This is a genomic window from Pseudomonas sp. IT-P260 (assembly GCF_949768395.1).
In the GTDB taxonomy this organism is placed as follows: domain Bacteria; phylum Pseudomonadota; class Gammaproteobacteria; order Pseudomonadales; family Pseudomonadaceae; genus Aquipseudomonas; species Aquipseudomonas parakoreensis.
On record NZ_CATKPO010000004.1, the window covers coordinates 85,049 to 110,154 of the forward strand.

Here is a 25,106-nt window from a genome sequence, read left to right on the forward strand (position 1 = left end):
TCATCCCAGTTGCGCCAGCGCCTGGCGGAAGGCCGGCGGCAGGTTGTTGCCAAAGCGAACCTTGCCGTCCGCCTGGGTGAAAATACCCATGTTCGCCAGCCATTGCTCGAACTCCGGCGCCGGTTTCAGGCCCAAAGTCTGACGGGCGTAGAGCGCGTCGTGGAACGAGGTGGTCTGGTAGTTGAGCATGATGTCGTCGGAACCGGGGATGCCCATGATGAAGTTGATCCCGGCTACGCCGAGTAACGTCAGCAAGGTGTCCATGTCGTCCTGATCGGCTTCGGCGTGGTTGGTGTAGCAGATGTCGCAACCCATCGGCACGCCGAGCAACTTGCCGCAGAAGTGATCTTCGAGGCCGGCGCGGATGATCTGCTTGCCGTTGTACAGATATTCCGGGCCGATAAAGCCGACCACGGTGTTCACCAGAAACGGCTTGAAGTGGCGCGCCACGGCGTAGGCCCGGGTTTCGCAGGTCTGCTGGTCGACACCGTGGTGGGCGTTGGCCGACAGCGCGCTGCCCTGACCGGTCTCGAAATACATCAGGTTCTGCCCGAGGGTGCCGCGCTTCAGGCTCAGCCCCGCGTCATAGCCTTCCTGCAATACGTTGAGGTTGATGCCGAAACTGGCGTTGGCCGCTTCGGTGCCGGCGATCGACTGGAACACCAGATCCAGCGGCACACCACGATTGATCGCTTCGATCGAGGTGGTGACGTGGGTCAGCACACAGGCCTGAGTCGGAATGTCGTAACGCTGGATGATCGCGTCGAGCATCTCCAGCATCGCGCAGATCGAGGCGATGCTGTCGGTGGCCGGGTTGATCCCGATCATCGCGTCGCCGTTGCCGTACAGCAGGCCATCGAGAATGCTCGCGGCGATGCCGGACGGTTCGTCGGTCGGATGGTTCGGTTGCAGGCGGGTTGACAGGCGTCCGCGCAGACCGAGGGTGCCGCGAAATTTTGTGACCACGCGGATCTTCTGCGCCACCAGCACCAGATCCTGCACGCGCATGATCTTCGACACGGCGGCGACCATTTCCGGGGTCAGACCTGGGGCGAGGGCGCGCAGGCTGGTTTCGTCCGCCGCATCGCTGAGCAGCCAGTCGCGGAAACCACCGACGGTGAGGTGGCTGACCACGGCGAAGGCTTGTTTGTCGTGGGTGTCGATGATCAGTCGGGTGACTTCATCGGTCTCGTACGGAATCAACGCTTCCTGCAGGAAGTGCGTGAGCGGGATGTCGGCCAGCGCCATTTGCGCGGCCACGCGTTCACCGTCGTTGAGCGCGGCAACGCCAGCCAGGAAGTCCCCCGAGCGCGCCGGGCTGGCTTTGGCCATGACGTCCTTGAGGCTGTCGAAGCGATAGGTCTGGGCGCCGACGGAATGGGCAAATGCGGCCACAATATCCTCCTGTAAACGATAAACCCCCTGTAGGAGCTGCCGCAGGCTGCGATCTTTTGACTTTGATTTTCTAAAAACAAGATCAAAAGATCGCAGCCTTCGGCAGCTCCTACAGAGTTCCAGCACAGTGCCTGGATGGGCGCTGTGCACTTTTATAAGGCAGTCAGATACCTTCGAGCATAGCGTCTGCCGGGGCGTCGGCGCGTTGTTTGGCGGTCAGCTGGAAGTACAGGTAGCCAGCGGCCATGAAGCCGAGGAACACGCAGCCGATCAGCGTGTTGAACCACGCCATCGCCACCAGGCACACCACCGCCAGAAACAACGCAATCGCCGGCACCACCGGGTAGCCCGGGGCGCGGAAGGTGCGTTCCAGGTTCGGCTCGGTTTTGCGCAGTTTGAACAGGCTGAGCATGCTGATGATGTACATCACGATTGCGCCGAACACCGACATGGTGATCATCGCGGCGGTCAGGGTCATGCCTTGCAGGTTGACCAGGCCGTCGCTGTAGATCGCCGCGATGCCGATCACGCCGCCGGCCAGAATCGCCCGGTGCGGGGTCTGGAAGCGCGACAGCTTGGCCAGGCTTTTCGGCAGGTAGCCGGCGCGGGCGAGGGCAAAGAACTGTCGCGAGTAGCCGAGGATGATCCCGTGGAAACTCGCCACCAGGCCGAACAGGCCGATCCACACCAGCATGTGCATCCACGAGGAGTTGTTGCCGACTACCGCTTTCATCGCCTGCGGCAGTGGATCGTTGATGTTCGACAGTTGACGCCAGTCGCCGACACCGCCGGCCATCACCATTACGCCGATGGCGAGGAACACCAGAGTCAGAATGCCGCTGACATAAGCCCTGGGAATCGTGCGTTTCGGATCCTTGGCTTCTTCGGCGGCCATGGCCGCGCCTTCGATGGCGAGGAAGAACCAGATGGCGAACGGAATCGCTGCGAAAATCCCGGGTATCGAACCCAGTGTGAACTCGTTGGCGCCGGACCAGCCATTGAGCACGAAATTGCTGAAGCTGAAGCCCGGTGCGACCACGCCCATGAACACCAGCAGCTCGGCGACCGCCAGCACGGTGACCACCAGCTCAAAAGTCGCGGCAATGCTGACACCGAGGATGTTCAGGGTCATGAACACGAAATACGCGCCGACCGCCGCGATTTTCGGGTCGAGTCCCGGATATTGCACGTTGAGGTAGGCACCGATGGCCATGGCAATCGCCGGTGGGGCAAAGACGAATTCGATCAGCGTGGCGATGCCGGCGATCAACCCGCCTTTTTCGCCGAACGCTCGGCGGCTGTAGGCAAACGGCCCACCTGCGTGGGGAATCGCGGTGGTCAGTTCGGTGAAACTGAAAATGAAGCAGGTGTACATGGTCGCGACCATCAGCGCCGTGACCAGAAATCCGAGGGTGCCGGCCGTGCCCCAGCCGTAACTCCAGCCGAAGTATTCGCCGGAAATCACCAGGCCGACGGCAATGCCCCAGAGGTGCAGGGTGCCGAGTGTGGGTTTGAGCTGTGTGGTGGAAGTCATAAGTCCTCTCTGTTTTTTTATTGTTCGATCTGTTGGACTTTCGGGTGCAGTGGTTGAGGTGGATGGATGCTGTTCACGCAGCGGCAGTTTTTGTGCAAAACCTGAATGACGGGTACGCAAGGGCCGTGCCAGAGCGGCCAGGCCATTGATGGTGTGTCAGACAGGACGCCTTCGCGAGCAGGCTCGCTCCCACAGTGGATTTGTGGCGAGCCTGTGTATGTGGTGCGACACGACTCCCCTGTGGGAGCGAGCCTGCTCGCGAAAGCGGTCGAAAGGGCGACACAGAAATATCTGTATCGCCCCCGGGTTTTAGAAGAAGCCCAACGGATTGATGTCGTAGCTCACCAGCAGGTTTTTCGTCTGTTGGTAGTGATCGAGCATCATCTTGTGGGTTTCACGGCCGACGCCGGACTTCTTGTACCCACCGAACGCGGCGTGCGCCGGGTACAGGTGGTAGCAGTTGGTCCATACGCGACCGGCCTTGATCGCGCGGCCCATGCGATAGGCGCGGTTGATGTCGCGGGTCCACAGGCCGGCACCGAGGCCGAACTCGGTGTCGTTGGCGATCGCCAGGGCTTCGGCTTCGTCCTTGAACGTGGTGATGCTCACCACCGGGCCGAAGATTTCTTCCTGGAACACGCGCATCTTATTGGTGCCCTTGAGCAGGGTCGGCTGGATGTAATAGCCGGTCGCCAGATTGCCCTCGAGTTTTTCCACCTGGCCGCCGGTCAGCAGCTCGGCGCCTTCGCCCTTGGCGATTTCCAGGTACGACAGGATCTTGTCGAATTGCTGCTCGGACGCCTGGGCGCCAACCATAGTGTCGGTGTCCAGCGGGTCGCCGCGTTTGATCTGGCTGACTTTCTTCATCACCGCTTGCATGAATTCGTCATAGATCGATTCCTGGACCAGGGCACGGGACGGGCAGGTGCAGACTTCGCCCTGATTGAAGAACGCCAGCACCAGACCTTCGGCAGCCTTCTCGATGAAGCTCGGCTCGGCCTGCATGATGTCTTCGAAGAAGATGTTCGGCGACTTGCCGCCCAGTTCCACGGTGGAAGGAATGATGTTCTCGGCGGCGCATTTCATGATGTGCGAGCCAACCGGGGTCGAGCCGGTGAAGGCGATCTTGGCGATGCGTTTGCTGGTGGCCAGTGCTTCGCCGGCTTCTTTGCCGAAGCCTTGCACCACGTTGAGCACGCCCGGTGGCAGCAGATCACCGATCAGCTCCATCAGCACGCAGATGCCCAACGGCGTCTGCTCGGCAGGTTTGAGCACCACGCAGTTGCCGGCGGCCAGTGCCGGGGCGAGTTTCCATGCGGCCATCAGCAGCGGGAAGTTCCACGGGATGATCTGGCCGACCACGCCCAGCGGTTCATGGATGTGATAGGCGACGGTGTTGCCGTCGATTTCGGCCGCGCTGCCTTCCTGGGCGCGCAGGCACCCGGCGAAGTAGCGGAAGTGGTCGGCCGCCAGCGGGATGTCGGCGTTGAGGGTTTCGCGGATGGCTTTGCCGTTGTCCCAGGTTTCGGTAATCGCCAGGGTTTCGAGGTTCTGTTCGATGCGGTCGGCAATTTTCAGCAGGATCAGCGAGCGCGCCTGCACCGAGGTCGCGCCCCACGCATCGGCAGCGGCGTGGGCGGCGTCCAGTGCCTTGTCGATGTCTTCGGCAGTGGAACGGGGGAATTCGGCAATCGGCTGGCCATTCACGGGCGAGGTATTGGTGAAGTACTGACCTTTGACAGGCGCGACGAACTCGCCGCCGATGTAGTTACCGTACTTGCTCTTGAACGAGACTTTGGCGCCTTCAGTACCGGGGTGAGCGTAACGCATGATGTTGTTCTCCTTGGCTTTGTACTTATTAGAGAAACGCGCAAGTGCGCTTGCTATAAGCGTAGAGCAAAGGTCGGGCCATTGCCGTGCAAGGCAGGCAAATCAAGGCTTTGCGTATTTTTTGTCGGACGGGCGGACGCAGCCTGTGATGGTTTCGGTACAGAGGGGGTGACAGTTTGTACCGCTTTTGGCACAGCCTGTGACCGGCTGGTCTTGCCAGCATTGCAATGCGTCGATGGCTGGAGGATGCTGACTGCCAATTGCCCAGATGCACCCTTGTGGTGAGGGGATTTATCCCCGATGGGTTGCGAAGCAGCCCCAATAAAAAATTGTGGCGACTCAGATTCACCGCGTATGCCGGATTTACGACTGCTGCGCAGCCGATCGGGGATAAATCCCCTCACCACAAGGTATGTGCCAGCCAATAAAGAGGCGGCACTGATCTCGGGGAGAATAATAAGAAATGCACGACAACCATTTGAGTCGCCATGCCCAGCAGGTTCTCACCGTCAGTCAGGGCAAACCGCACCTGCACGGGCCGGGTGCCGATCCGTCGATTGCCCGCTCGTGGCTGCGCTGTCTTGAGGACTACCACCTCGATCCGGCCCTGACCATGGCGCCTACGGTGCTCGAACACGGGCGCGTGCTTGAAAGCCGCGAGCGTCTGCAACAGGTGTTGCAGATTGCCGGCAATGAAATGAGCAGCCTGCATCAACAACTGTCCGGCGCCGGTCATGCGGTGCTGCTGACCGACGCGCGCGGGGTGATCCTCAACTGCGTCACCGCACCCGCCGAGCGCAAGATATTCGAACGCGCCGGGCTCTGGCTCGGCGCCGACTGGAGCGAAGCCTGCGAAGGCACCAACGGCATCGGCACTTGCCTGGTCGAGCGCCAGGCGCTGACCATCCACCAGGACGAACACTTCCGCGGCCGTCACACCGGCCTGACCTGCTCGGCGAGCCCGGTGTTCGACCCGCACGGCGAACTGCTGGCGGTGCTCGACGTCTCCTCGGCGCGCCACGACGTTTCGCGCCAGAGCCAGTTCCACACCATGGCGCTGGTCAATCTGTCGGCGAAGATGATCGAGAGCTGCTATTTCCTGCGCTGCTTCGATAACCAATGGCTGCTGCGTTTCCATCTTCAGGCCGAATCCGTCGGTTTGTTCAGCGAAGGGCTGCTGGCGTTTGACGGGGAAGGGCGGATCAGCGCGGTCAACCAGAGCGCGCTGAACCTGCTCGGGCATATTCGCGGTGGTTTGCTCGGCAAACCGGTGGAAGCGTTTTTCGATTGTTCGCTGGATGAGCTGCTCGGTCGTGCCAGCGCCAATGCCAGCGCCAGTTGGCCGCTGCGCACCCGCGATGGGCGGCATCTGTTTGCCTTGCTGCGTGGCGAGTCGCGCAAACCGGCGAAGATCATGCCGGCCCCGGTCGTGGCCAAAGCTCAGCCACTGGCGGGCATCTGCCTCGGTGACGCCGCGCTGCAAGCGGATTTTCGCAAGGCGCTGCGGGTATTCGAGCGCGACGTGCCGCTGCTGATCAATGGCGAAACCGGCTCCGGCAAGGAAGCCTTCGCCAAAGCTGTGCATCACGCCAGCCAGCGCGCCAACAAAGCCTTCGTCGCCCTCAACTGTGCGGCGATCCCCGAGAGCCTGATCGAGAGCGAACTGTTCGGTTATCGCGGTGGCAGTTTCACCGGCGCGCGCAAGGACGGCATGCGCGGCAAGTTGCAGCAGGCTGATGGCGGCACCTTGTTTCTCGATGAAATCGGTGACATGCCGCTGGCGTTGCAGACCCGGTTGTTGCGAGTGCTGGAAGACCGGCAAGTGGTGCCGATCGGCGGCGAGCCGGAGGCGGTCAACGTGCGGATCATCAGCGCCACGCACCGCCATCTGCTGGAGCGGGTCGAAGACGGCAGTTTCCGTGAAGACCTGTATTACCGGCTCAATGGCCTCGAAGTTGCGCTGCCGGCGCTGCGCGAACGCAGTGATAAATCGCAGTTGCTGGATTTCCTGCTGGCCGAGGAGGCCGGCGGCGAGACAATCGTGATTGACGAGGCGGCCCGTCAGGCGTTGCTGGCGTTCAACTGGCCGGGCAACGTGCGGCAGTTGCGCAATGTTCTGCGCACGCTGGCGGCGTTGTGCGATGAAGGGCGGATCGGGCTGGACGATTTGCCGGCGATGATTCGCCAGGCGCGACCGCCGTTGGAGCTGAGGGCGGCTGAGTCCGAGTATCCACTAGAGGACGCCGAGCGTTTGGCGTTGCTCACTGCGCTGGAGCAGACCCGTTGGCACATGACCCAGACTGCGCAGCAGCTCGGGGTCAGCCGCAACACCCTCTACAGAAAGCTGCGTAAACACGCGATCACCCGTTAAACCGCGCCGCACCGTTCGCGAGCAGGCTCGCTCCCACAGGGTTAGCGCCAATCTTGTGGGAGCGAGCCTGCTCGCGAAGGCGTCGGCAAAGGCGAAACACAAGGTGCGATTTCCCCCTCCCTGCGCTAACCTGCGGCCATGTTTTACGAGGTCGACTATGCACATTCATATTCTGGGTATCTGCGGGACTTTCATGGGCTCGATGGCGGTTCTGGCCAAAGAGCTGGGCCACCACGTGACCGGCTCCGACGCCAACGTCTATCCGCCGATGAGCACGCAGCTTGAGGCCCAGGGCATTCAACTGACCCAGGGCTACGACCCGGCCCAACTTGATCCGGCACCGGATCTGGTGGTGATCGGCAATGCCATGTCGCGCGGCAACCCGGCGGTGGAATATGTGCTGAACAAAGGCCTGCCGTACGTCTCCGGCCCGCAATGGCTGGCCGATCACGTGCTGCAAGGGCGCTGGGTGCTGGCGGTCGCCGGTACGCACGGCAAAACCACCACCAGCAGCATGCTCGCCTGGGTGCTGGAACACGCCGGCATGAGCCCGGGGTTCCTGATTGGCGGCGTGCCGCAGAATTTTTCGGTGTCGGCCCGTCTGGGCGGTACGCCGTTTTTCGTGATCGAGGCTGACGAATACGACAGTGCGTTCTTCGACAAGCGTTCGAAGTTTGTCCACTACCGTCCGCGCACTGCGATCCTCAATAACCTTGAGTTCGATCACGCGGACATCTTCCCCGATCTGCCGGCCATCGAGCGGCAGTTCCACCACTTGGTGCGGACCATTCCGAGTGAAGGTCTGGTGATTCACCCGACCACCGAACCGGCCTTGCAGCGCGTGATCGAAATGGGCTGCTGGACTCCGGTGCAAACCACCGGTGCCGGCGGTCAGTGGCAGGTCAAGTTGCTCAAGGACGACGGCTCGGCGTTCGAAGTGCTGTTCGAAGGTGAGTCCCAAGGCACCGTTGAATGGGAATTGACCGGTCAGCACAACGTCGCCAACGCCCTGGCTGCTCTTGCAGCGGCGCGGCATGTCGGTGTGGTGCCTGCGATGGGCATCGCCGGTTTGAGCGCGTTCAAGAACGTCAAGCGCCGAATGGAGAAGGTCGCCGAAGTGCGCGGCATCACCATCTATGACGACTTCGCCCACCACCCGACGGCCATCGCCACCACTCTCGATGGTTTGCGCAAGCGCATCGGCGACGCACCGCTGATCGCGATCATCGAACCGCGCTCCAACTCGATGAAGCTCGGCGCGCACCGTGACGGTCTACCGGACAGCGTGGTCGACGCCGATCAGGTGATCTGGTATGCCCCGGCCAACCTCGGTTGGGATCTGGGCGCCACCGCCGCGCTGTGCAGCGTGCCATCGATTGTCAGCGATTCGCTCGAAGGCATCATCGAACGGGTGAAGAGTCAGGCACAACCCGGCACCCACGTGGTGATCATGAGCAATGGCGGCTTCGGTGGCCTGCACGGCAAACTCGCCGAGGCCCTGAAATGAACACTTTTGCCCAGAGCGGCGGCCCGGAACGCATCACGCTGGCGATGACCGGCGCGTCCGGCGCGCAGTACGGTTTGCGCCTGCTCGATTGCCTGGTGCGGGAAGATCGCGAAGTGCACTTCCTGATCTCCAAGGCTGCGCAGTTGGTGATGGCCACCGAGACAGACGTCACGCTGCCGCCAAAACCGCAGATGATGCAGGCGTTCCTCACCGAGTACACCGGAGCGGCTGCCGGGCAGATCCGTGTGTACGGCAAGGAAGACTGGATGTCGCCGGTGGCCTCGGGCTCCGGCGCACCAGCGGCGATGGTGGTGGTGCCGTGTTCCACCGGTACCTTGTCGGCGATTGCGACGGGCGCGTGCAACAACCTGATCGAGCGCGCAGCGGACGTCACCTTGAAGGAGCGCCGCCAGTTGATCCTGGTGCCGCGCGAAGCGCCGTATTCGAGCATTCATCTGGAACACATGCTCAAGCTGTCGAACATGGGCGTGACCATCCTGCCAGCGTCGCCAGGCTTCTATCACCAGCCGCAGACCATCGACGACCTGATCGATTTCGTCGTCGCGCGGATTCTCAATCTGTTGGGCATTCCTCAGGACATGCTGCCGCGTTGGGGCGAGCATCATCTGAGCAGCGATGAATAAGCTGCTGACGATTGTGCTGGCGCTGCAACTGGCCGGCTGCGCCACTGCGCGCACACTGGATGCCGCCAAACCGGGGGCGCCGGTGGTGTATTCCGGGACGCGCCTGGACTTGTACGCGATGAATGGCGGGTGTTGCGCGATGGACCGCTTCGGGGCTGAAGCGCCGAGCTATCCGGGGGTGGACCTGCCGGCGAGTGCGTTGCTCGATACGCTGCTGTTGCCGTTGTCGTTGCTTACGGTAATTGGCGTGGGGTTTCAGGCGACGGGTGGATTGTAGGGGAGTGCTGCGCACTCCATTCGCGAGCAGGCTCGCTCCCACAGGAGAGCGCGGTGCAATTGTGGGAGCGAGCCTGCTCGCGAAAGCTTTCTTCCAGGCGCTATGGATTATTTGCCGAGCTTGCGCAGCTCATCCGACTCGACGATCCGCACCCCATCCTGTTCTTCCAGCGCCAGACGCCACATCGCCCGGGCCAGTTGGCAGGCTTCGATGCCGCGGTATTTACCGGGGATCAGTTTGGAAAACGGCGCGGCCAGCTGTTCGCCCAGGCGCGGTTCGGTGCGATCGCCCAGCAACAGCGATGGTCGGCAGATGGTCAGTTGCGGCCAGTCCTGCGCGCGCAATGCCTGCTCCATCTCGCCTTTGACCCGGTTGTAGAAAATCGATGATTTCGGATCGGCGCCCAGTGCACTGATTACGATCAGGTGCCGCGCGCCCATCTCCCGCGCGCGTTTGGCGAACGCCACCACCATGTCCAGATCCACCGCGCGGAACGCGGCTTCGGAGCCGGCCTGTTTGATGGTGGTGCCGAGGCAGCAGTAGGCGATATCGACGCGACCACTGAGTTGCGGCAGAAACGCCTGTGGGTCGCCCACCGGGTTTTCCAGGTGCGGATGCTCCGCCAATGGACGACGGGACGGGGCGAGCACGCGGGTGATCGTCGGCTCGTTGAGCAAACGGTCGAGCAGATGTTCACCGGTCAGTCCGGTGGCTCCGGCAAGCAATACGTGCTGAGGCGTCAAGTACATAGTGTTTCTCCCTTGATACTGTTCAGCTTAGTTGCTGTTTGTTGCTCCGTCGTTCAATGCAGCGCTTTGCAACGCTTTTCTCGCTTGCTGTTTGCGTAGCAGTTGCCAGTGCGACAGCACGGTTTTCGGTGCCCAGATCTGCGGTTCCGAGGCTTCGAAGTTGTCTGCCAGTTCGCGCTCGGCGACGGTGGCCTTGGCCAGTTTGAAGGCCTGCTCCAGATCGTCGGTCTGGTTCAGTGCCTGAGCGAACAAGGCATCGCCGAAGTAGGTGAAGTTGGCTTCTTCCGAGCAACCGAACGACACGCGATCGGCACGCGAGGCGGTCATGATCAGGGTGCGCTCATCTTTCAGCGCGGGGATGAAACCGCCGGAATAGCACGATGAAATCACGATCACCTTGTCGCGGTTTTTCAGTGGCGCGAGCACGGCGGCAAGTTCGTCGGCGGGCAAGTCGGCGAGCTCCATACGCGGTTGATCGAGTACCAGCTCGTGTTCGGCAGTGCCGTGGCTGGTCAGGTAGATGAAGATCAGGTCTTCCGGGCCGCTGCGTTCAGCGAGGGTCTGCGCGGCGCGGCGCAGGTTTTCGCGGGTGGCCATCGGCCGGTCGGCGAGATGCTCGCGGTGGTTGACCAGACGGATCTGGCCGTAAGCTCCGAAACGTGTGGTGAGCATGTTGGCGACGTAGTCGGACTCGCGCAGGAACACGCTTTGCTTGCCGTCGCCACCGAGGGTCAGGGTGTACAGCTCCACCGCCGGGGTCGAGGCGGGCACGGCGGCCAGCGCGTTATCGAGCAGGCGGCCCTGGGCCAGCAGGCCGAGTTCGAGGGTGTCGGGCAGCAGCTTGCCGTCGGCGTCACGCACGCGCTGGCCGTTGATCCAGGTGCCGCTGAGCACGGTGCCGTCGGTCAGCACCAGAGTGCCGCGTCCGGCGTAGCTGTCGCCGTCGAACCCGCCGATGTAAAAGCTGCCGTCAGACAGGTTCAAACGGCCCTGGCCGCTGAAGCGCCAGTCATTGAAATAGCCGATGTAGTGGCTGCCGTCGGCGCCGATCAATTCGCCCTTGCCGGTCAGCGCGCCTTCCTTGAACTGGCCGAGCCACACGTCGCCGTCGGCGTTTTCATAGCGGCCCTTGCCGTGCAGTTGGCTGTTCTTGAACCCGCCGACATAGATGTCGCCATCGGCGCTGTTGAAGGTGCCATTGCCTTCGAGCTGGCCGTTGACGAAATGGCCGCTGAAGGTGTTGCCGCTAGAGTCGCCGCGCTGGCCTTCGCCGTTGGGTTTGCCGTGGGCGAACTGGCCCTGATAGGAACTGCCGTCGTCCATTTCCAGACGACCCAGCCCGGAATACTGGTCAGCCTTGAACTCGCCACGGTAAGTCATGCCGTTTTCTTTCAGCGTGCCTTCGCCATCGCGTCGGCCCTGCTTGAAACCGCCGGTGTAACTGCTGGCGTTGGTGGTCAGACTGCCTTGGCCGTCGAACAGGCCCTGTTGGAACTGGCCGCGATAAACCTCGCCGTTGCTACCGTGCCATTCGCCCTGGCCATGCCATTGGCCCTTGTCGAACTGCCCGGCATACCAGCTGCCGTTAGGGTAGTCGACGCGGCCCTGGCCTTGCAGCAAGCCGTTGACCAGTTCACCGCGATAGCGTCCGCCGTCCGGCAGCCGTGCATCCGGGGGCAGCAGCGATTCGCCGTCGCCGCACGCGGTGAGCATCAGGGTCAGGGCAAGGGGTGCAAGAGAAGCGAGTGGGCGCATAGCGGGATCCGGGCAATTAGGCGACCGAGTATGCCGCAGCCATGTGACCTTATACAGCCGGGAAAACAGCGCGGATGCGAAACAGCGTGCGCTGTTTCGCATCCGGTGACTCAAACGAAGCAGAGCGACAGCGGTTCGGCGATATAGGCCGGTTTGTCCGAGCCTTCTATCTCAAGCGTCGCGGTGGCCTTGAGCAGCCATTGACCGGGTTTTTTCTCGGTCACTTCGGCCAGGTCGACTTTCAGGCGCACTTTTGAATTGACCTTCACCGGCTGGATGAAACGCACGCTGTCCAGGCCGTAATTGACCACCATCTTCAGGCCTTGCGGCAGCACGAGGATGTCTTCCATCAGTTTCGGGATCAGCGACAGCGACAGGAAACCGTGAGCAATGGTGCTGCCAAAAGGCGTTTGCGCGGCTTTGACCGGATCGACATGGATGAACTGATAATCCCCGGTGGCTTCGGCGAACAGGTTGATGCGCTCCTGATCGATGGTGAGCCATTCGGAACGTCCGAGTTCCTTGCCGACATAATCTTTGAGCTCTGCAACGGGAACATAGGGCATTGAGACTCTCCTTGGGTTCATCGGTTTTATAGTTTTTCAGGTGGGGGATTTGACCGCCCTGCGAACCACTGTAGATCATCATGGCGTTTTGCTCCGGTCAACCGACCATGCTTTTGGCGAATGCCGATCCATAGCGCCGCCGTGCTTATAATGCCGAGGACTTGCGGGGGGAGATGTCTGATGTTGTTACGTGGCCTGACCATGCTGGTGCTGTTTCAACTGCTCGGCACGGCACTCAACCATTTGCTGTTGCCGGTGCTGCCGGGGCCGATCATCGGTCTGTTGCTGTTGCTGGTGTTCCTGATCATTCGCGGTGAAGTCGGCGAGCCGCTGAACCTCGCCGCCGGCAGCCTGTTGCGTTATCTGCCGTTGCTGCTGGTGCCGCCGGCGGTGGGCGTGATGGTGTATGCGAGCGACATTGCCGCGGACTTCTGGGCGATTGTCGGCGCGCTGGTGCTGTCGTTGATCCTGTCGATGGCCTTCGCCGGGGTGCTGATGCAACGGCTGGTCAAGCGTCACGCACCGAACTCGGAGGACGCTTGATGCTCTTCGATTGGCAAGGTGCCTGGGCTTCGGTGATTCATCATCCGCTGTTCGGCATCGGCATCACCCTCGGTGCTTATCAATTGGTGTTGGCGGCGTTCGAGAAAACCCGCTGGATCTTTCTGCAACCGGTGCTGGTCTCGATGCTGTTGGTGATCGGCGTGCTGGTCGGCTGCGGCCTGACGTATGCCGAGTACCGCAAGAGCACCGAGATCCTCAGCATTCTGCTGGGCCCGGCGACGGTGGCGTTGGCGGTGCCGCTGTATCTGAACCTCAAGCGCATCCGCCAATTGTTCTGGCCGATTTTTACTACGCTGGTGATAGGCGGCGTGGTCGCCACGGGCATGGGCGTGTTGCTCGGCTGGTGGTTCGGTGCCGAGCACATGATTTTGATGACCATGGCACCAAAGTCGGTGACCTCGCCGATTGCGATGCTGGTGGCCGAGCAGATCGGTGGTGTCGCGGCGCTGGCGGCGGTGTTCGTGTTGATCACCGGGGTGATCGGCGCGATCTTCGGCCCGGCGTTGCTGACCCGGCTCGGCGTGCACAGTCCTGAAGCGCGCGGCATGGCGCTGGGCATGACCGCACACGCGGTCGGCACCTCGGTGGCGCTGCAGGAAAGCGATGAGTGCGGCGCCTTCGCGGCGCTGGCGATGAGTCTGATGGGCGTGGCCACGGCAGTGTTCCTGCCGTTGGCGGTGTCGATGGTGGTCTAAGGAAATGTCTATGAGTCTGCCGCTTTTTCCGCTGAACACAGTGCTGTTTCCCGGCTGCAACCTCGACTTGCAGATCTTCGAGGCGCGCTACCTGGACATGATCGGCCGCTGCATGAAACAGGGTGGCGGCTTTGGCGTAGTGTGCATCCTCGACGGCCACGAAGTCGGCGTCGCGCCCGAAGGCTTTGCCCTGGTCGGCTGCGAGGCGCGGATCACCGATTTTCAGCAACAGGACAACGGCCTGCTCGGGATCCGGGTGCAGGGCGGGCGGCGTTTTCAGGTGTTGCGCACAGAGGTGCAGCGCGATCAGTTGATCCTCGCCGACGTCGAATGGCTGGACGATGAACCGGAGCAACCGCTGCAGGACGAAGACGCCGATCTGGTGGCGCTGCTCAAGGCCTTGGCCGAGCACCCGATGGTCGAGGCGCTGAACATGGGCACCGAAGCGCTGGGGCAGCAGTCGCTGGCCAATCAGTTGGCGTATCTGTTGCCGTTCGCCGAAGAAGACAAGATCGACCTGCTGCAACTCGACGATCCGCAGCAGCGACTGGATGCGATCCAGGCGCTGCTCGATGAGCTGCAGGGCGAGCTGTTCGCCTGAGCGAAAAAGATCGCAGCCTGCGGGGGCTCCTACATGAGATTCATTTCATACCCGCGCCATCGTGCGCATGTGAAATCAAAACCCTGTAGGAGCTGCCGCAGGCTGCGATCTTTTGCTTCTCAATAAGCGTAACGCAACATCGTGTCCGGTAGATGCCGCAGAACGAACAGGCTGAACAGCACCAGCAGTGCCGGCAGAATCAGCCACCAGACCTTGAACGGCATGGCGTTGAGCGGCGCTTTGCGCTGACTCAGCCACAGGCCCGCCGCACACACGCATGCCGCCAGCATCGCACCCGCCAGAATATCTGTCGGCCAATGCGCGCCCAGATAGACTCGTGACAAAGCAATCGACAGCGCCGGAATGCAGCCGAGCAGCAGCCAGGTCAGGCGCATGCGCGGCGGTTGTCCGCGACCGGCGAGAACCGCCAGCACCAGAAACAGCGCAAACGAACCGGAGGCATGGCCGCTGGGCATGCTGTAGCTGGTCAGTGGATCGGTCAGCACCTCCGGGCGGACCCGGGCGAAAAACTGTTTGGTGACGGTGTTCAGTAGCGCGGTGCACAGCAGCGTGCCGCCGGCAAAGATTGCCTGACGCCATTGCCGGCACAGCAGCAACAGGCCGGTGAGCAGGGCGCTGAACATCAGCATGTTGCGGAATTCACCGATCAGGGTGAACGTCACCGCAATCTCGTCCAGCATCGGTTGGCGATGTTCCTGCACCAGGGTCATCACGCCCTGGTCGAGGGCGTGCAGATACGGATAGCCAATAAACAGGCCAATCAGAATCAACAGGCTCATGCTGCTGATCCAGATCGTCGCCCGGCGATGCTGGCGCAAGCTGCTGTTGACGCTCAGGCCGACCATCACTGCGATACTGGCGGCGACGATGCCGGCCTGCAGCCAGAAACCTTCCGGCAGCGGCAAGCGGATCGCCGCGCCGGTGGCCCAACCCGGCAACAGGTAGGCGACGCTCCAGCCGGCAGCGGCCAGCAAGCTGACGGCGGCGAAACGCGGGAAGGGCATGTCGCACATCCCGGCGACCATCGGCAGCATCGGCCGCAGCGGACCGATGAAGCGCCCGACCAGCAGACTGGCGATGCCGTAACGCTGGAAGTAGGTTTCAGCCCCGGCCATCCATTCCGGATGGTGGCGCAAACCCGGCAGGCGGCGGATGTTCTGGTGGAAGTGGCGGCCCAGGTAATACGACACCGCATCGCCCAGAATCCCGCCGAGGAAGCCCAGCAGCAGGGTTTCACTCAACGACAGTGCACCGCTGCCGGCCAGTACGGCGACGGCAAACAACAGCACGGTGCCAGGCACGATTATTCCGGCAATGGCCAGACACTCCACGAATGCGACGATAAACACCGCAGCGGCCAGCCACTGCGGATTGGCCGCCAGCCATCCGGTTACGCTATCGAGCCATGGGCCCATACACACAACTCCATTTTATTGATCACCTTATGTAGGAGCTGCCGAAGGCTGCGATTTTTTGATCTTGAGGCTTTAAAACAAAATCAAAAGATCGCAGCCTGCGGCAGCTCCTACACAGGTTTGTGTTTACAACAGGAAATAATCGCGCCCTTCGACCTGACCCCGGCGCAGCGGGTTCCGCGTACACCATTGCGCATAGCTGGCGTCGACGAAGCGATACATCAGGTGTTCGTCGCGGCCTTGGGGGATGCCCAGGCGTGTGGTCTGAATGATCTGCGTCGGCGCCGGGCCGGTGTCTTCCACCAGCAGCAGTTCATGGTCGAAACGCTTGGCGTCCCACATCGGCACTTTCAGCCCAAGCGCCTTGCACAGCAGTGTCTGCCCGGCGCAAAGCTTTTGCGAAGGACGCGGCCGGCCTTGGGCATCGGGATTGTTCAGCAGCATCTGCGCCAGACTCGCCGGTCCGCTGATTTCATCGACCCACGGGTAGGCGGACTTGATCAACACCGCATTGCCCGGCCCCTGGGCGCTGAAGTTCAGCGAATCGCCACCGCGGGCGTAATACATATAGATGTGCCCGCCATCCAGAAACAAAGCCTTACGCTTTTCCGTGTAACCGAGCGATGCATGACTGCCTTTTTCCGCGCAGTAATAGGCTTCGGTTTCGATGATCCGGGCGCTGAGCCACAGATCGCCGACCCGGTGGCGGATGACTTTGCCGAGCAGATCGCGGGCCAGCACTTGCGCGTCACGGTCGAAAAAAGTGTCCGGAAGGCCCAGTGGCAGGCGCTCGGCGGTGGCGCGAACGGTCAGGTTGGACATGGCAAACGGTGGTTATCCAGGCGAAGGAGGTCGCGATGATAACAATCCGCGGCTTAATTACGGCTGAACGTCGGCAAATTGCAGTCCATTTCGACCATCCGCCTGTCACCGCTGTTAGTCCCGGGACGCGACAGCTATAATCTGCCGCTTTCCTCTTTGCCAAGACCCCAGCAGACCATGACTGAGTCCGTTCTTGACTACATGACCCGATTGGGTCGCGCCGCCCGCGAAGCTTCCCGGGTCATCGGCCGTGCCAGCACCGCGCAGAAAAACCGCGCCCTGCAGGCTGCTGCCAATGCGCTGGACGCTGCGCGCGCCGAGCTGGCCGCAGCCAACGAACAGGATCTGGCCGCCGGTCGCGCCAATGGTCTGGAGCCAGCCTTGCTGGAACGTCTGGAACTGACTCCCGCGCGCATCGACGGCATGATCGTCGGCCTGCGCCAGGTGGCAGCACTGCCGGATCCGGTCGGTGCGATCCGTGACATGAGCTTCCGCCCGTCCGGCATTCAGGTCGGCAAGATGCGCGTGCCGCTGGGCGTGATCGGGATCATCTACGAATCCCGGCCCAACGTGACCATCGATGCCGCCAGCCTGTGCCTGAAGTCCGGTAACGCGACCATCCTGCGCGGTGGCTCCGAGGCGATTCACTCCAACCGGGCGATTGCCGCGTGCATCCAGCGCGGTCTGGCCGAGGCCGAATTGCCGGCAGCGGTGGTGCAAGTGGTCGAAACCACCGACCGCGCTGCCGTCGGCGCGATGATCACCATGCCCGAGTACGTCGACGTAATCGTGCCGCGCGGTGGCCGTGGCCTGATCGAGCGCATCAGCCGTGACGCCCGCGTGCCGGTGATCAAGCACCTGGACGGCATCTGCCACGTGTATGTCAGTGCCCATGCCGATCTGGCGAAAGCCCAGCGCATCGCCTTCAATGCCAAGACTTACCGTTATGGCATCTGTGGCGCGATGGAGACGCTGCTCGTCGATCAAAGTGTTGCCAAGGATTTCCTGCCGTCGATGGCAGCCCAGTTCCGCGAAAAAGGCGTCGAGCTGCGTGGCTGCGAACGCGCCCGGGCGATCATTGACGCGGTAGCGGCCAGCGAAGATGACTGGGGCACCGAGTATCTGGCGCCAATCCTGTCGATCCGCGTGGTCGACGGACTGGATCAGGCCATCGAACACATCAACCATTACGGCTCGCATCACACCGACTCGATCGTCAGCGAAAACCTCGCCGACACCCGGCGTTTCGTCGCGGAAGTCGACTCGGCGTCGGTGATGATCAACACCCCGACGTGCTTCGCCGATGGATTCGAATACGGATTGGGTGCCGAGATCGGCATTTCTACTGATAAGCTGCACGCCCGCGGCCCGGTGGGTCTCGAAGGGCTGACGTGCGAGAAGTACATCGTGGTCGGTGATGGCCAGTTGCGCGGCCAGGCGACGGTCTGACTTGACCGACCTCGACCTGACAGCGCCGCAGACCGGCAGCGAGTCTCGCCCGCAACGCATTGGCGTACTGGGCGGCACGTTCGACCCGGTGCACATCGGCCATTTGCGCAGTGCGCTGGAAGTCGCCGAAGCGCTGGCGCTTGATGAGTTGCGCATGATGCCCAGCGCCCGGCCGCCGCATCGCGATACGCCGCAAGTGTCGGCGCAGGATCGGCTGGCCATGGTTGAGTGCGCGGTGGCCGGAGTGCCGCCGCTGGTGGTGGACGCCCGCGAATTGCAGCGGGACAAACCGTCCTGGACCATCGATACCCTGGAGTTGATGCGTGCCGAAATGGCCGCCGAGACCCAGGTTTTTCTGCTTTTGGGCTGGGACGCATTTTGCGGCCTGCCCACTTGGCACCGCTGGGAGGAGTTGCTCCAGCATTGCCATATCCTGGTGCTACAGCGCCCGGACGCCGACAGCGAACCGCCGGATGCCTTGCGCAACCTGCTGGCAGCGCGTTCGGTGAGCGACCCGCTGGCCCTCAAAGGGCCGAGCGGACAGATTGCATTCGTCTGGCAGACACCGCTCGCGGTTTCCGCCACCCAGATCCGTCAACTGCTGGCCAGCGGTAAGTCGGTACGTTTCCTGGTGCCCGACGCGGTCCTGGCCTACATCGATGCGCACGGTCTGTACCGTGCGTCGAACTGAACAAGGCGTGCTTCACTGATACGAATCCACGTATCGCCAAGCCGCCGAATACATGAGCAAAACGAGTTTTATATGACCGACAAAGATGTAAGCAAAGTCAAGCGCAAAGGCACGTTCAAGAGCGCGCCGCTGCCGGAAGTCGCCAATACCAACGAGCCGCTCAAGGGCGACGAGCTGGTCAAGGTTGCCGTGGCAGCCCTGGAAGACGTCAAGGCACAAGACATCCAGATCATCGATGTTCGCGAAAAGCAGAGCATCACCGACTACATGATCATCGCCACTGGTACGTCCAATCGCCAGATCAATGCGATGCTGGACAAGGTCCGTGAAGAGGTCAAAAAGCAAGGCGCCAGGCCGCTGGGCGAAGAAGGCAAGGGCGACAGCGACTGGGTGCTGCTCGACCTCGACCTGGTGATCGTGCACATGATGACTGCCTCGGCACGTCAGTTCTACGACCTGGAGCGCCTGTGGGCCGGTGCCGAGCAAAGCCGTGCGGCAGACGCCAAGCACCACAGCCCGGAAAACACCCACGAGCATTTCACCAAGCTCAACAAAGACCAGCTGTAAGGGATTGCTGTGCGACTGCGACTGATCGCCGTCGGTTCACGCATGCCCAAGTGGGTGGAAGAAGGCTGGCATGAGTATGCCAAGCGTCTTCCGTCCGAGCTGGCGCTGGAACTGGTGGAAATTCCGCTCAATACCCGTGGCAAGAACGCCGACGTGGCCCGTTTCATCCGCCAGGAAGGCGAAGCCATGCTGGCCAAGGTCGGGCCGAACGAGCGGATCGTCACGCTGGAAGTGCACGGCAAGCCCTGGAGCACCGAGCAACTGGCGGTCGAACTCGACCGTTGGCGGCTGGATTCGCGCACGGTCAACTTCATGGTCGGTGGCCCCGAAGGGCTGGCGCCGGAAGTCTGCGCTCGCGCCGACCAGCGCTGGTCGTTGTCGCCGCTGACCTTGCCGCACCCGCTGGTGCGGATCCTGATCGGCGAACAGCTGTACCGTGCCTGGACCGTGCTGTCCGGTCACCCTTACCACAAGTAGTCCTGCCCTCATGTCTCAGCCGATCCGCATCAAGGACCACGAAAAGGACGCCCGCCTGGTGCGTAGCCGCGTCGTGTTCGGGGCTGTTGCGGTCATGCTGTTGATCGGCGTATTGATTGCGCGGCTGTACTACTTGCAGGTGATCCAGTACGAGTACCACTCGACACTCTCGGAAAACAACCGCGTCCATGTGCAGCCGATTCCGCCGACCCGTGGGTTGATCTTCGACCGCAACGGCGTGGTGGTGGCGGACAACCGTCCGAGCTTCAGCCTGAGCATGACCCGCGAGCGCTCCGGCGACTGGCAGCAAGTGCTCGACGTGATCGTCGAAGTGCTGCAGCTGACGCCCGAAGACCGGGTGATCTTCGAAAAACGCATGCGCCAGGGGCGCCGGCCGTTCGAGCCGGTGCCGATTCTGTTCGAGCTGACCGAAGAGCAGATTGCCCGGATCGCGGTGAACCAGTTCCGCCTGCCCGGGGTGGAAGTGGTCGCGCAGTTGGTGCGTCATTACCCGCAGGGCGCGCATTTTGCGCACTCGGTGGGTTACATGGGGCGCATCAACGAGAAAGAGCTGAAGACCCTCGACCCGGTCAACTACAGCGGCACCCATCACATCGGCAAGACCGGCATCGAGCGTTTCTACGAGCCGGAACTGCACGGGCAGGTGGGTTACGAGGAAGTCGAGACCAACGCCCGCGGCCGCGTGCTGCGCGTGCTCAAGCGGACCGATCCGATTCCCGGCAAGGACATCGTCCTGAGTCTGGACATCAAACTGCAGGAAGCGGCGGAAGCTGCACTGGGCGGGCGGCGCGGCGCGGTGGTGGCGCTCGATCCGAACACGGGCGAAGTATTGGCAATGGTCAGTCAGCCGAGTTTTGACCCGAACCTGTTCGTCACCGGCATCAGCTTCAAGGCCTATGCCGAGCTGCGCGATTCCATCGACCGGCCGCTGTTCAACCGGGTGCTGCGCGGTCTGTACCCGCCGGGTTCGACGATCAAGCCAGCGGTGGCGATTGCCGGTCTCGATGCCGGTGTGGTGACGGCGTCGAGCCGGGTGTTCGACCCCGGTTACTACATGCTGCCCAACTACGATCACAAGTACCGCAACTGGAACCGCACCGGTGACGGTTTCGTCGACCTCGACACGGCGATCATGCGTTCCAACGACACCTACTTCTATGACCTGGCGCACAAGCTGGGCATTGATCGGTTGTCGGCCTACATGAACAAGTTCGGCATCGGCCAGAAGGTCTCGCTGGACATGTTCGAAGAATCTCCCGGCCTGATGCCGTCCCGCGAGTGGAAGCGTGCGACGCGCAAACAGGCGTGGTTCCCGGGCGAAACCCTGATTCTGGGAATCGGCCAGGGCTACATGCAGTCCACGCCCTTGCAACTGGCGCAGGCCACGGCGCTGGTGGCCAACAAAGGCATCTGGAACCGGCCGCACCTGGCCAAGACCATCGAAGGTGCCAAACCGGTAGATGAAAACCCGATGCCGGATATCGTTCTGCGCGATCCGTCGGACTGGACCAAGGTCAACCACGGCATGCAGCAGGTGATGCACGGCGCCCGGGGTACTGCGCGCAAGGCGGCAATCGGTGCGCAATACCGCATCGCCGGCAAGTCCGGTACCGCTCAGGTGGTCGCGATCAAGCAAGGTGAAAAATACGACCGTTCCAAGGTTCAGGAACGCCACCGCGACCACGCCTTGTTCGTCGGTTTCGCTCCGGCCGACAATCCGAAAATCGTTGTTTCGGTGATGGTCGAGAACGGTGAGTCCGGCTCCGGTGTCGCCGCGCCGGTCGTGCGTCAGGTCATGGATGCCTGGCTTCTGGATCAGGAGGGTCGATTGAAGGCCGAATACGCCGGTCCTATCAGTGCGGAGGCTACGGCCCGTGATGAATAATTTTGATCGCATGCTCTCCAGTGAGGATGTGATGCGTCGTCGTGCGACGCTGCTGCAACGTCTGCATATCGATGGCCCGCTGTTGATCCTGCTGCTGATTCTCGCCGCGGGCAGTCTTTTCGTGCTGTATTCGGCGAGCGGCAAGAGCTGGGATCTGCTGGGCAAACAAGCCACTTCGTTTGGCATCGGCCTGGTGTCGATGATCGTCATCGCCCAGTTCGAACCGCGGTTCATGGCGCGTTGGGTGCCGCTCGGTTATGTGGTCGGCGTGGTGCTGCTGATGGTGGTGGACATCATGGGCCACAACGCCATGGGCGCGACGCGCTGGATCAACATCCCCGGGGTGATCCGCTTTCAGCCTTCGGAGTTCATGAAGATCCTGATGCCGGCGACGATTGCCTGGTATCTGTCCAAGCGCACGCTGCCGCCGCAGCTCAAGCACGTTGGTATCAGTCTGATGCTGATCGGTGTGCCGTTCATTCTGATCGTGCGCCAGCCTGACCTCGGGACGTCGCTGCTGATTCTGGCCGGCGGCGCGTTCGTGCTGTTCATGGGCGGGCTGCGCTGGCGCTGGATCCTCAGCGTGCTGGCTGCGGCCGTGCCGGTGGCGATCGCCATGTGGTTCTTCATCATGCACGACTACCAGAAGCAGCGGATCCTCACGTTCCTCGACCCGGAAAGCGATCCGCTGGGCACTGGCTGGAACATCATCCAGTCGAAAGCCGCGATCGGTTCCGGCGGCGTGTTCGGCAAGGGCTGGCTGCTGGGCACCCAGTCGCACCTCGACTTTCTGCCGGAGAGCCACACCGACTTCATCATCGCGGTACTCGGCGAAGAGTTTGGTCTTGTGGGCATCTGCGCGCTGCTGCTGATCTATCTGTTGCTGATCGGTCGCGGTCTGGTGATCACCGCCCAGGCGCAGACGCTGTTCGGCAAATTGCTCGCCGGCGCGCTGACCATGACGTTTTTTGTTTACGTTTTCGTCAACATCGGTATGGTCAGTGGCCTGTTGCCGGTGGTGGGGGTGCCGTTGCCCTTCATTAGCTACGGAGGAACTTCGCTGGTGACACTGCTGTCAGCGTTTGGGGTTTTGATGTCGATTCATACGCATCGCAAGTGGATCGCACAGGTTTGAATAAGGTGAAGAGTTCAATGCAAGTCATGCGCAGCTGGGCGACTCGTTACGCGCCGTGGGTCGGCCTGGTCGGCATCCTTGGCAGCGTGCAGCAAGCGCTGGCCGGCGATTACGAAGGCTCGCCACAGGTGGCCGAATTCGTCGGCGAAATGACCCGCGACTACGGTTTTGCCGGTGAGCAACTGATGGCGGTGTTTCGCGAGGCTCAGCGCAAGCAGGCGATTCTCGACGCCATCTCCAAACCCGCCGAGCGGGTCAAACAGTGGAAAGAATATCGCCCGATGTTCATCACCGACGCGCGCATCGCCCGTGGTGTGGACTTCTGGCGCCAGCACGAGGCCGTACTGGCCCGCGCCGAACAGGAATACGGCGTACCGGCACAAGTCATCGTGTCGATCATCGGCGTCGAGACCTTTTTCGGACGTAATACCGGCAATTACCGGGTGATTGATGCGTTGTCCACGCTCGGTTTCGACTATCCTCCCCGTGCCGAATTTTTCCGCAAGGAATTGCGTGAGTTCCTGCTGCTGGCCCGTGAAGAGCAGGTCGATCCATTGACCCTCAAGGGCTCGTACGCCGGGGCGATGGGCTTGCCGCAATTCATGCCGAGCAGCTTTCGCGCCTACGCGGTGGATTTTGACGGTGACGGTCACATCAATATCTGGACCAATCCGGACGATGCGATCGGCAGCGTGGCCAGCTATTTCAAGCGTCACGGCTGGGTCGCCGGGGAACCGGTGGTGAGCCGCGCTGACGTGCGCGGCGAGCAGGTCGACGAAGGTCTGACCACCGGCATCGAACCGACGAAAACGGTCGGAGAGTTGCGGGCGCTGGGCTGGTCAAGTCATGATGCGCTGCGCGATGATATGCCGGTTACTGCTTTTCGCCTCGAAGGCGACAACGGCCCTGAATACTGGATGGGCCTGAAGAATTTCTACGCGATCACGCGTTATAACCGCAGCGTGATGTACGCCATGGCCGTACATCAACTGTCTGAAGAGCTGGTAAAAGCACGGGGCGTCAAGTAATGCGGGCATTGCCTATCAATAAACCCCTGAAGCTGGTGGCATTCGCCGCATTGGCGGTGCTGGTCGCCAGCTGTTCGACCAGCCGCGCGCCAACCCAGAAGACCTCGTCCACCGCCGTGCGTGCACAGCCGGGGCTGGACATCAACCGCGCGCACAAAGACGGCGCGCCGTGGTGGGATGTCGATGTTTCGCGCATCCCCGACGCCACGCCGACCCTGCACACCGGTCCGTACAAGGCCAACCCGTACACCGTGCTGGGCAAGACCTATTTCCCGTTGCAGGAATCCAAGACCTACGTCGCCTCGGGCACCGCTTCCTGGTACGGCACCAAGTTCCACGGGCAGAACACCGCCAACGGCGAAGTGTATGACCTGTACGGCATGAGTGCCGCCCACAAGACTCTGCCACTGCCCAGTTACGTTCGGGTGACCAACCTGGACAACAACCGGAGCGTGATCCTGCGGGTCAACGATCGCGGGCCGTTCTATTCGGACCGGATCATCGACTTGTCCTACGCGGCCGCGAAGAAGCTCGGTTATGCCGAAATCGGCACCGCGCGGGTCAAGGTCGAGGGTATCGATCCGCAACAATGGTGGGCCGCCAAGGGCCGTCCGGCGCCGCTGATGCTCAACGAGCCGCCAGTCGCGCAGAATAGCGCCCCGGTGATCACGGCGTCGGCCGGTACCATCGAGCAGTGGACCCCGCCGCCGCAGCAACATGCCTCTGACACTGTCCCTGTACAGATCAGCGCAAAAAAAAACGCTTCTGCACCAGCGTCTGGCCAGTATCTGCAGGTGGGCGCGTTCGCCAACCCGGACGCTGCAGAACTCCTGAGGTCGAAGCTCAGCGGGATGGTGAGCGCTCCGGTGTTCATCAGCTCGATCGTGCGCAATCAGCAGACCCTGCACCGGGTACGCCTGGGGCCGATCGGTTCGCCGGGTGAGATCGCGCAGGTGCAGAACAGCGTGCGCCTGGCCAATCTCGGCTCGCCGAGCGTGGTCACCGAGTAAGAAACGTAGCACTTGATTGACGGTTCACTTGCGGTTTTGGGGGGTGAACCAGGTTGTTGGCTCGTCGAAGAACAAAAGCCCGGCAAGGGTGACTGGA

General features: G+C 61.9%; 23 protein-coding genes. 15 read left to right on the forward strand and 8 right to left on the reverse strand.

Translation table 11 applies throughout. The annotated features are described in order from the left end of the window. The 3 genes from ACM6HV_RS03355 to ACM6HV_RS03365 all read right to left on the reverse strand — a co-directional run bounded on the left by ACM6HV_RS03355 (position 1) and on the right by ACM6HV_RS03365 (position 4,759). Positions 1-1,395: an ethanolamine ammonia-lyase subunit EutB gene (locus ACM6HV_RS03355; protein ID WP_041064955.1), complete on the reverse strand. Its 1,395-nt coding sequence runs from the start codon at positions 1,393-1,395 to the stop codon at positions 1-3. Positions 1,396-1,558: 163 nt separating this feature from the next. Further along, a complete protein-coding gene (gene eat / locus ACM6HV_RS03360) occupies positions 1,559-2,929 on the reverse strand; it encodes an ethanolamine permease (protein WP_145598359.1) in 1,371 nt (456 codons plus the stop codon). 309 nt (positions 2,930-3,238) lie between these two features. Further along, a complete protein-coding gene (locus tag ACM6HV_RS03365; protein ID WP_047296830.1) occupies positions 3,239-4,759 on the reverse strand; it encodes an aldehyde dehydrogenase family protein in 1,521 nt (506 codons plus the stop codon). 463 nt (positions 4,760-5,222) lie between these two features. On the opposite strand from ACM6HV_RS03365, the gene ACM6HV_RS03370 reads away from it, so the two are divergent. The 4 genes from ACM6HV_RS03370 (at position 5,223) to ACM6HV_RS03385 (ending at position 9,558) form a co-directional block, all read left to right on the forward strand. Further along, on the forward strand, positions 5,223-7,130 hold the full coding sequence (locus ACM6HV_RS03370; RefSeq protein ID WP_414903515.1) for a sigma-54-dependent Fis family transcriptional regulator: 1,908 nt from the start codon (positions 5,223-5,225) through the stop codon (positions 7,128-7,130). A 157-nt stretch (positions 7,131-7,287) separates the two neighbouring features. Next, positions 7,288-8,637 (forward strand): UDP-N-acetylmuramate:L-alanyl-gamma-D-glutamyl-meso-diaminopimelate ligase, encoded by a 1,350-nt coding sequence (mpl, locus tag ACM6HV_RS03375; RefSeq protein WP_145598357.1) that lies wholly within the window; start codon positions 7,288-7,290, stop codon positions 8,635-8,637. Beyond that, entirely contained in the window at positions 8,634-9,281 is a 648-nt protein-coding gene (ubiX, locus tag ACM6HV_RS03380) for a flavin prenyltransferase UbiX (RefSeq protein WP_007968137.1), read from the forward strand. The genes mpl and ubiX overlap by 4 nt, the downstream gene beginning before the upstream one ends. Then, the gene (locus ACM6HV_RS03385; protein ID WP_115986843.1) at positions 9,274-9,558 is read left to right on the forward strand and encodes a YceK/YidQ family lipoprotein; all 285 of its coding nucleotides are present in this window, start codon (positions 9,274-9,276) and stop codon (positions 9,556-9,558) included. The genes ubiX and ACM6HV_RS03385 overlap by 8 nt, the downstream gene beginning before the upstream one ends. A gap of 107 nt (positions 9,559-9,665) precedes the next feature. Here ACM6HV_RS03385 and ACM6HV_RS03390 read toward each other — a convergent pair whose 3' ends face one another. From ACM6HV_RS03390 to ACM6HV_RS03400, 3 genes are all read right to left on the reverse strand, one after another. Next, positions 9,666-10,307 carry an oxidoreductase gene (locus ACM6HV_RS03390; RefSeq protein ID WP_007968134.1) on the reverse strand — a complete coding sequence of 214 codons (642 nt, stop codon included), beginning with the start codon at positions 10,305-10,307 and terminating at the stop codon, positions 9,666-9,668. A gap of 27 nt (positions 10,308-10,334) precedes the next feature. After that, positions 10,335-12,062 (reverse strand): C13 family peptidase, encoded by a 1,728-nt coding sequence (locus tag ACM6HV_RS03395; protein WP_414903516.1) that lies wholly within the window; start codon positions 12,060-12,062, stop codon positions 10,335-10,337. A 110-nt stretch (positions 12,063-12,172) separates the two neighbouring features. Beyond that, positions 12,173-12,628 carry a MaoC family dehydratase gene (locus tag ACM6HV_RS03400; protein ID WP_003228575.1) on the reverse strand — a complete coding sequence of 152 codons (456 nt, stop codon included), beginning with the start codon at positions 12,626-12,628 and terminating at the stop codon, positions 12,173-12,175. A 180-nt stretch (positions 12,629-12,808) separates the two neighbouring features. On the opposite strand from ACM6HV_RS03400, the gene ACM6HV_RS03405 reads away from it, so the two are divergent. Genes ACM6HV_RS03405 through ACM6HV_RS03415 form a run of 3 tightly spaced genes read left to right on the forward strand, consistent with a single transcriptional unit; the run spans position 12,809 to position 14,488 of the window. Further along, a complete protein-coding gene (locus ACM6HV_RS03405) occupies positions 12,809-13,171 on the forward strand; it encodes a CidA/LrgA family protein (protein WP_007960615.1) in 363 nt (120 codons plus the stop codon). Next, positions 13,171-13,887 carry an LrgB family protein gene (locus ACM6HV_RS03410; RefSeq protein WP_007960614.1) on the forward strand — a complete coding sequence of 239 codons (717 nt, stop codon included), beginning with the start codon at positions 13,171-13,173 and terminating at the stop codon, positions 13,885-13,887. The genes ACM6HV_RS03405 and ACM6HV_RS03410 overlap by 1 nt, the downstream gene beginning before the upstream one ends. 10 nt (positions 13,888-13,897) lie before the next feature. Continuing rightward, positions 13,898-14,488, forward strand: coding sequence for an LON peptidase substrate-binding domain-containing protein (locus ACM6HV_RS03415; protein ID WP_007960613.1), 591 nt, complete (start codon positions 13,898-13,900; stop codon positions 14,486-14,488). Between the two features lie 119 nt (positions 14,489-14,607). Here the strand turns inward: ACM6HV_RS03415 and ACM6HV_RS03420 are convergent, their stop codons facing one another. Continuing rightward, a complete protein-coding gene (locus ACM6HV_RS03420; protein ID WP_086793060.1) occupies positions 14,608-15,924 on the reverse strand; it encodes a bifunctional DedA family/phosphatase PAP2 family protein in 1,317 nt (438 codons plus the stop codon). Between the two features lie 126 nt (positions 15,925-16,050). After that, positions 16,051-16,746: a DNA-3-methyladenine glycosylase gene (locus tag ACM6HV_RS03425; RefSeq protein ID WP_414903517.1), complete on the reverse strand. Its 696-nt coding sequence runs from the start codon at positions 16,744-16,746 to the stop codon at positions 16,051-16,053. A gap of 177 nt (positions 16,747-16,923) precedes the next feature. Here ACM6HV_RS03425 and ACM6HV_RS03430 point away from each other — a divergent pair, with 177 nt between their 5' ends. The 8 genes from ACM6HV_RS03430 to ACM6HV_RS03465 all read left to right on the forward strand — a co-directional run bounded on the left by ACM6HV_RS03430 (position 16,924) and on the right by ACM6HV_RS03465 (position 25,009). Then, positions 16,924-18,195, forward strand: coding sequence for a glutamate-5-semialdehyde dehydrogenase (locus ACM6HV_RS03430; protein WP_414903518.1), 1,272 nt, complete (start codon positions 16,924-16,926; stop codon positions 18,193-18,195). Continuing rightward, on the forward strand, positions 18,164-18,886 hold the full coding sequence (nadD, locus tag ACM6HV_RS03435) for a nicotinate-nucleotide adenylyltransferase (protein WP_145598352.1): 723 nt from the start codon (positions 18,164-18,166) through the stop codon (positions 18,884-18,886). Before ACM6HV_RS03430 ends, nadD begins: the two co-directional genes overlap by 32 nt. Before the next feature lie 72 nt (positions 18,887-18,958). Then, positions 18,959-19,453: a ribosome silencing factor gene (gene rsfS / locus ACM6HV_RS03440; protein WP_414903519.1), complete on the forward strand. Its 495-nt coding sequence runs from the start codon at positions 18,959-18,961 to the stop codon at positions 19,451-19,453. 9 nt (positions 19,454-19,462) lie between these two features. Continuing rightward, positions 19,463-19,930, forward strand: a complete 468-nt coding sequence (rlmH, locus tag ACM6HV_RS03445) for a 23S rRNA (pseudouridine(1915)-N(3))-methyltransferase RlmH (RefSeq protein WP_003185785.1) — start codon at positions 19,463-19,465, stop codon at positions 19,928-19,930. Positions 19,931-19,940: 10 nt separating this feature from the next. Beyond that, positions 19,941-21,836: a penicillin-binding protein 2 gene (mrdA, locus tag ACM6HV_RS03450; RefSeq protein ID WP_041064994.1), complete on the forward strand. Its 1,896-nt coding sequence runs from the start codon at positions 19,941-19,943 to the stop codon at positions 21,834-21,836. Between the two features lie 31 nt (positions 21,837-21,867). Next, positions 21,868-22,971 (forward strand): rod shape-determining protein RodA, encoded by a 1,104-nt coding sequence (rodA, locus tag ACM6HV_RS03455; RefSeq protein WP_047296919.1) that lies wholly within the window; start codon positions 21,868-21,870, stop codon positions 22,969-22,971. A gap of 17 nt (positions 22,972-22,988) precedes the next feature. Then, positions 22,989-23,999 carry a lytic murein transglycosylase B gene (gene mltB, locus ACM6HV_RS03460; protein ID WP_145598351.1) on the forward strand — a complete coding sequence of 337 codons (1,011 nt, stop codon included), beginning with the start codon at positions 22,989-22,991 and terminating at the stop codon, positions 23,997-23,999. Next, on the forward strand, positions 23,999-25,009 hold the full coding sequence (locus tag ACM6HV_RS03465) for a septal ring lytic transglycosylase RlpA family protein (protein WP_414903520.1): 1,011 nt from the start codon (positions 23,999-24,001) through the stop codon (positions 25,007-25,009). The genes mltB and ACM6HV_RS03465 overlap by 1 nt, the downstream gene beginning before the upstream one ends. Positions 25,010-25,106 lie beyond the last annotated feature (97 nt).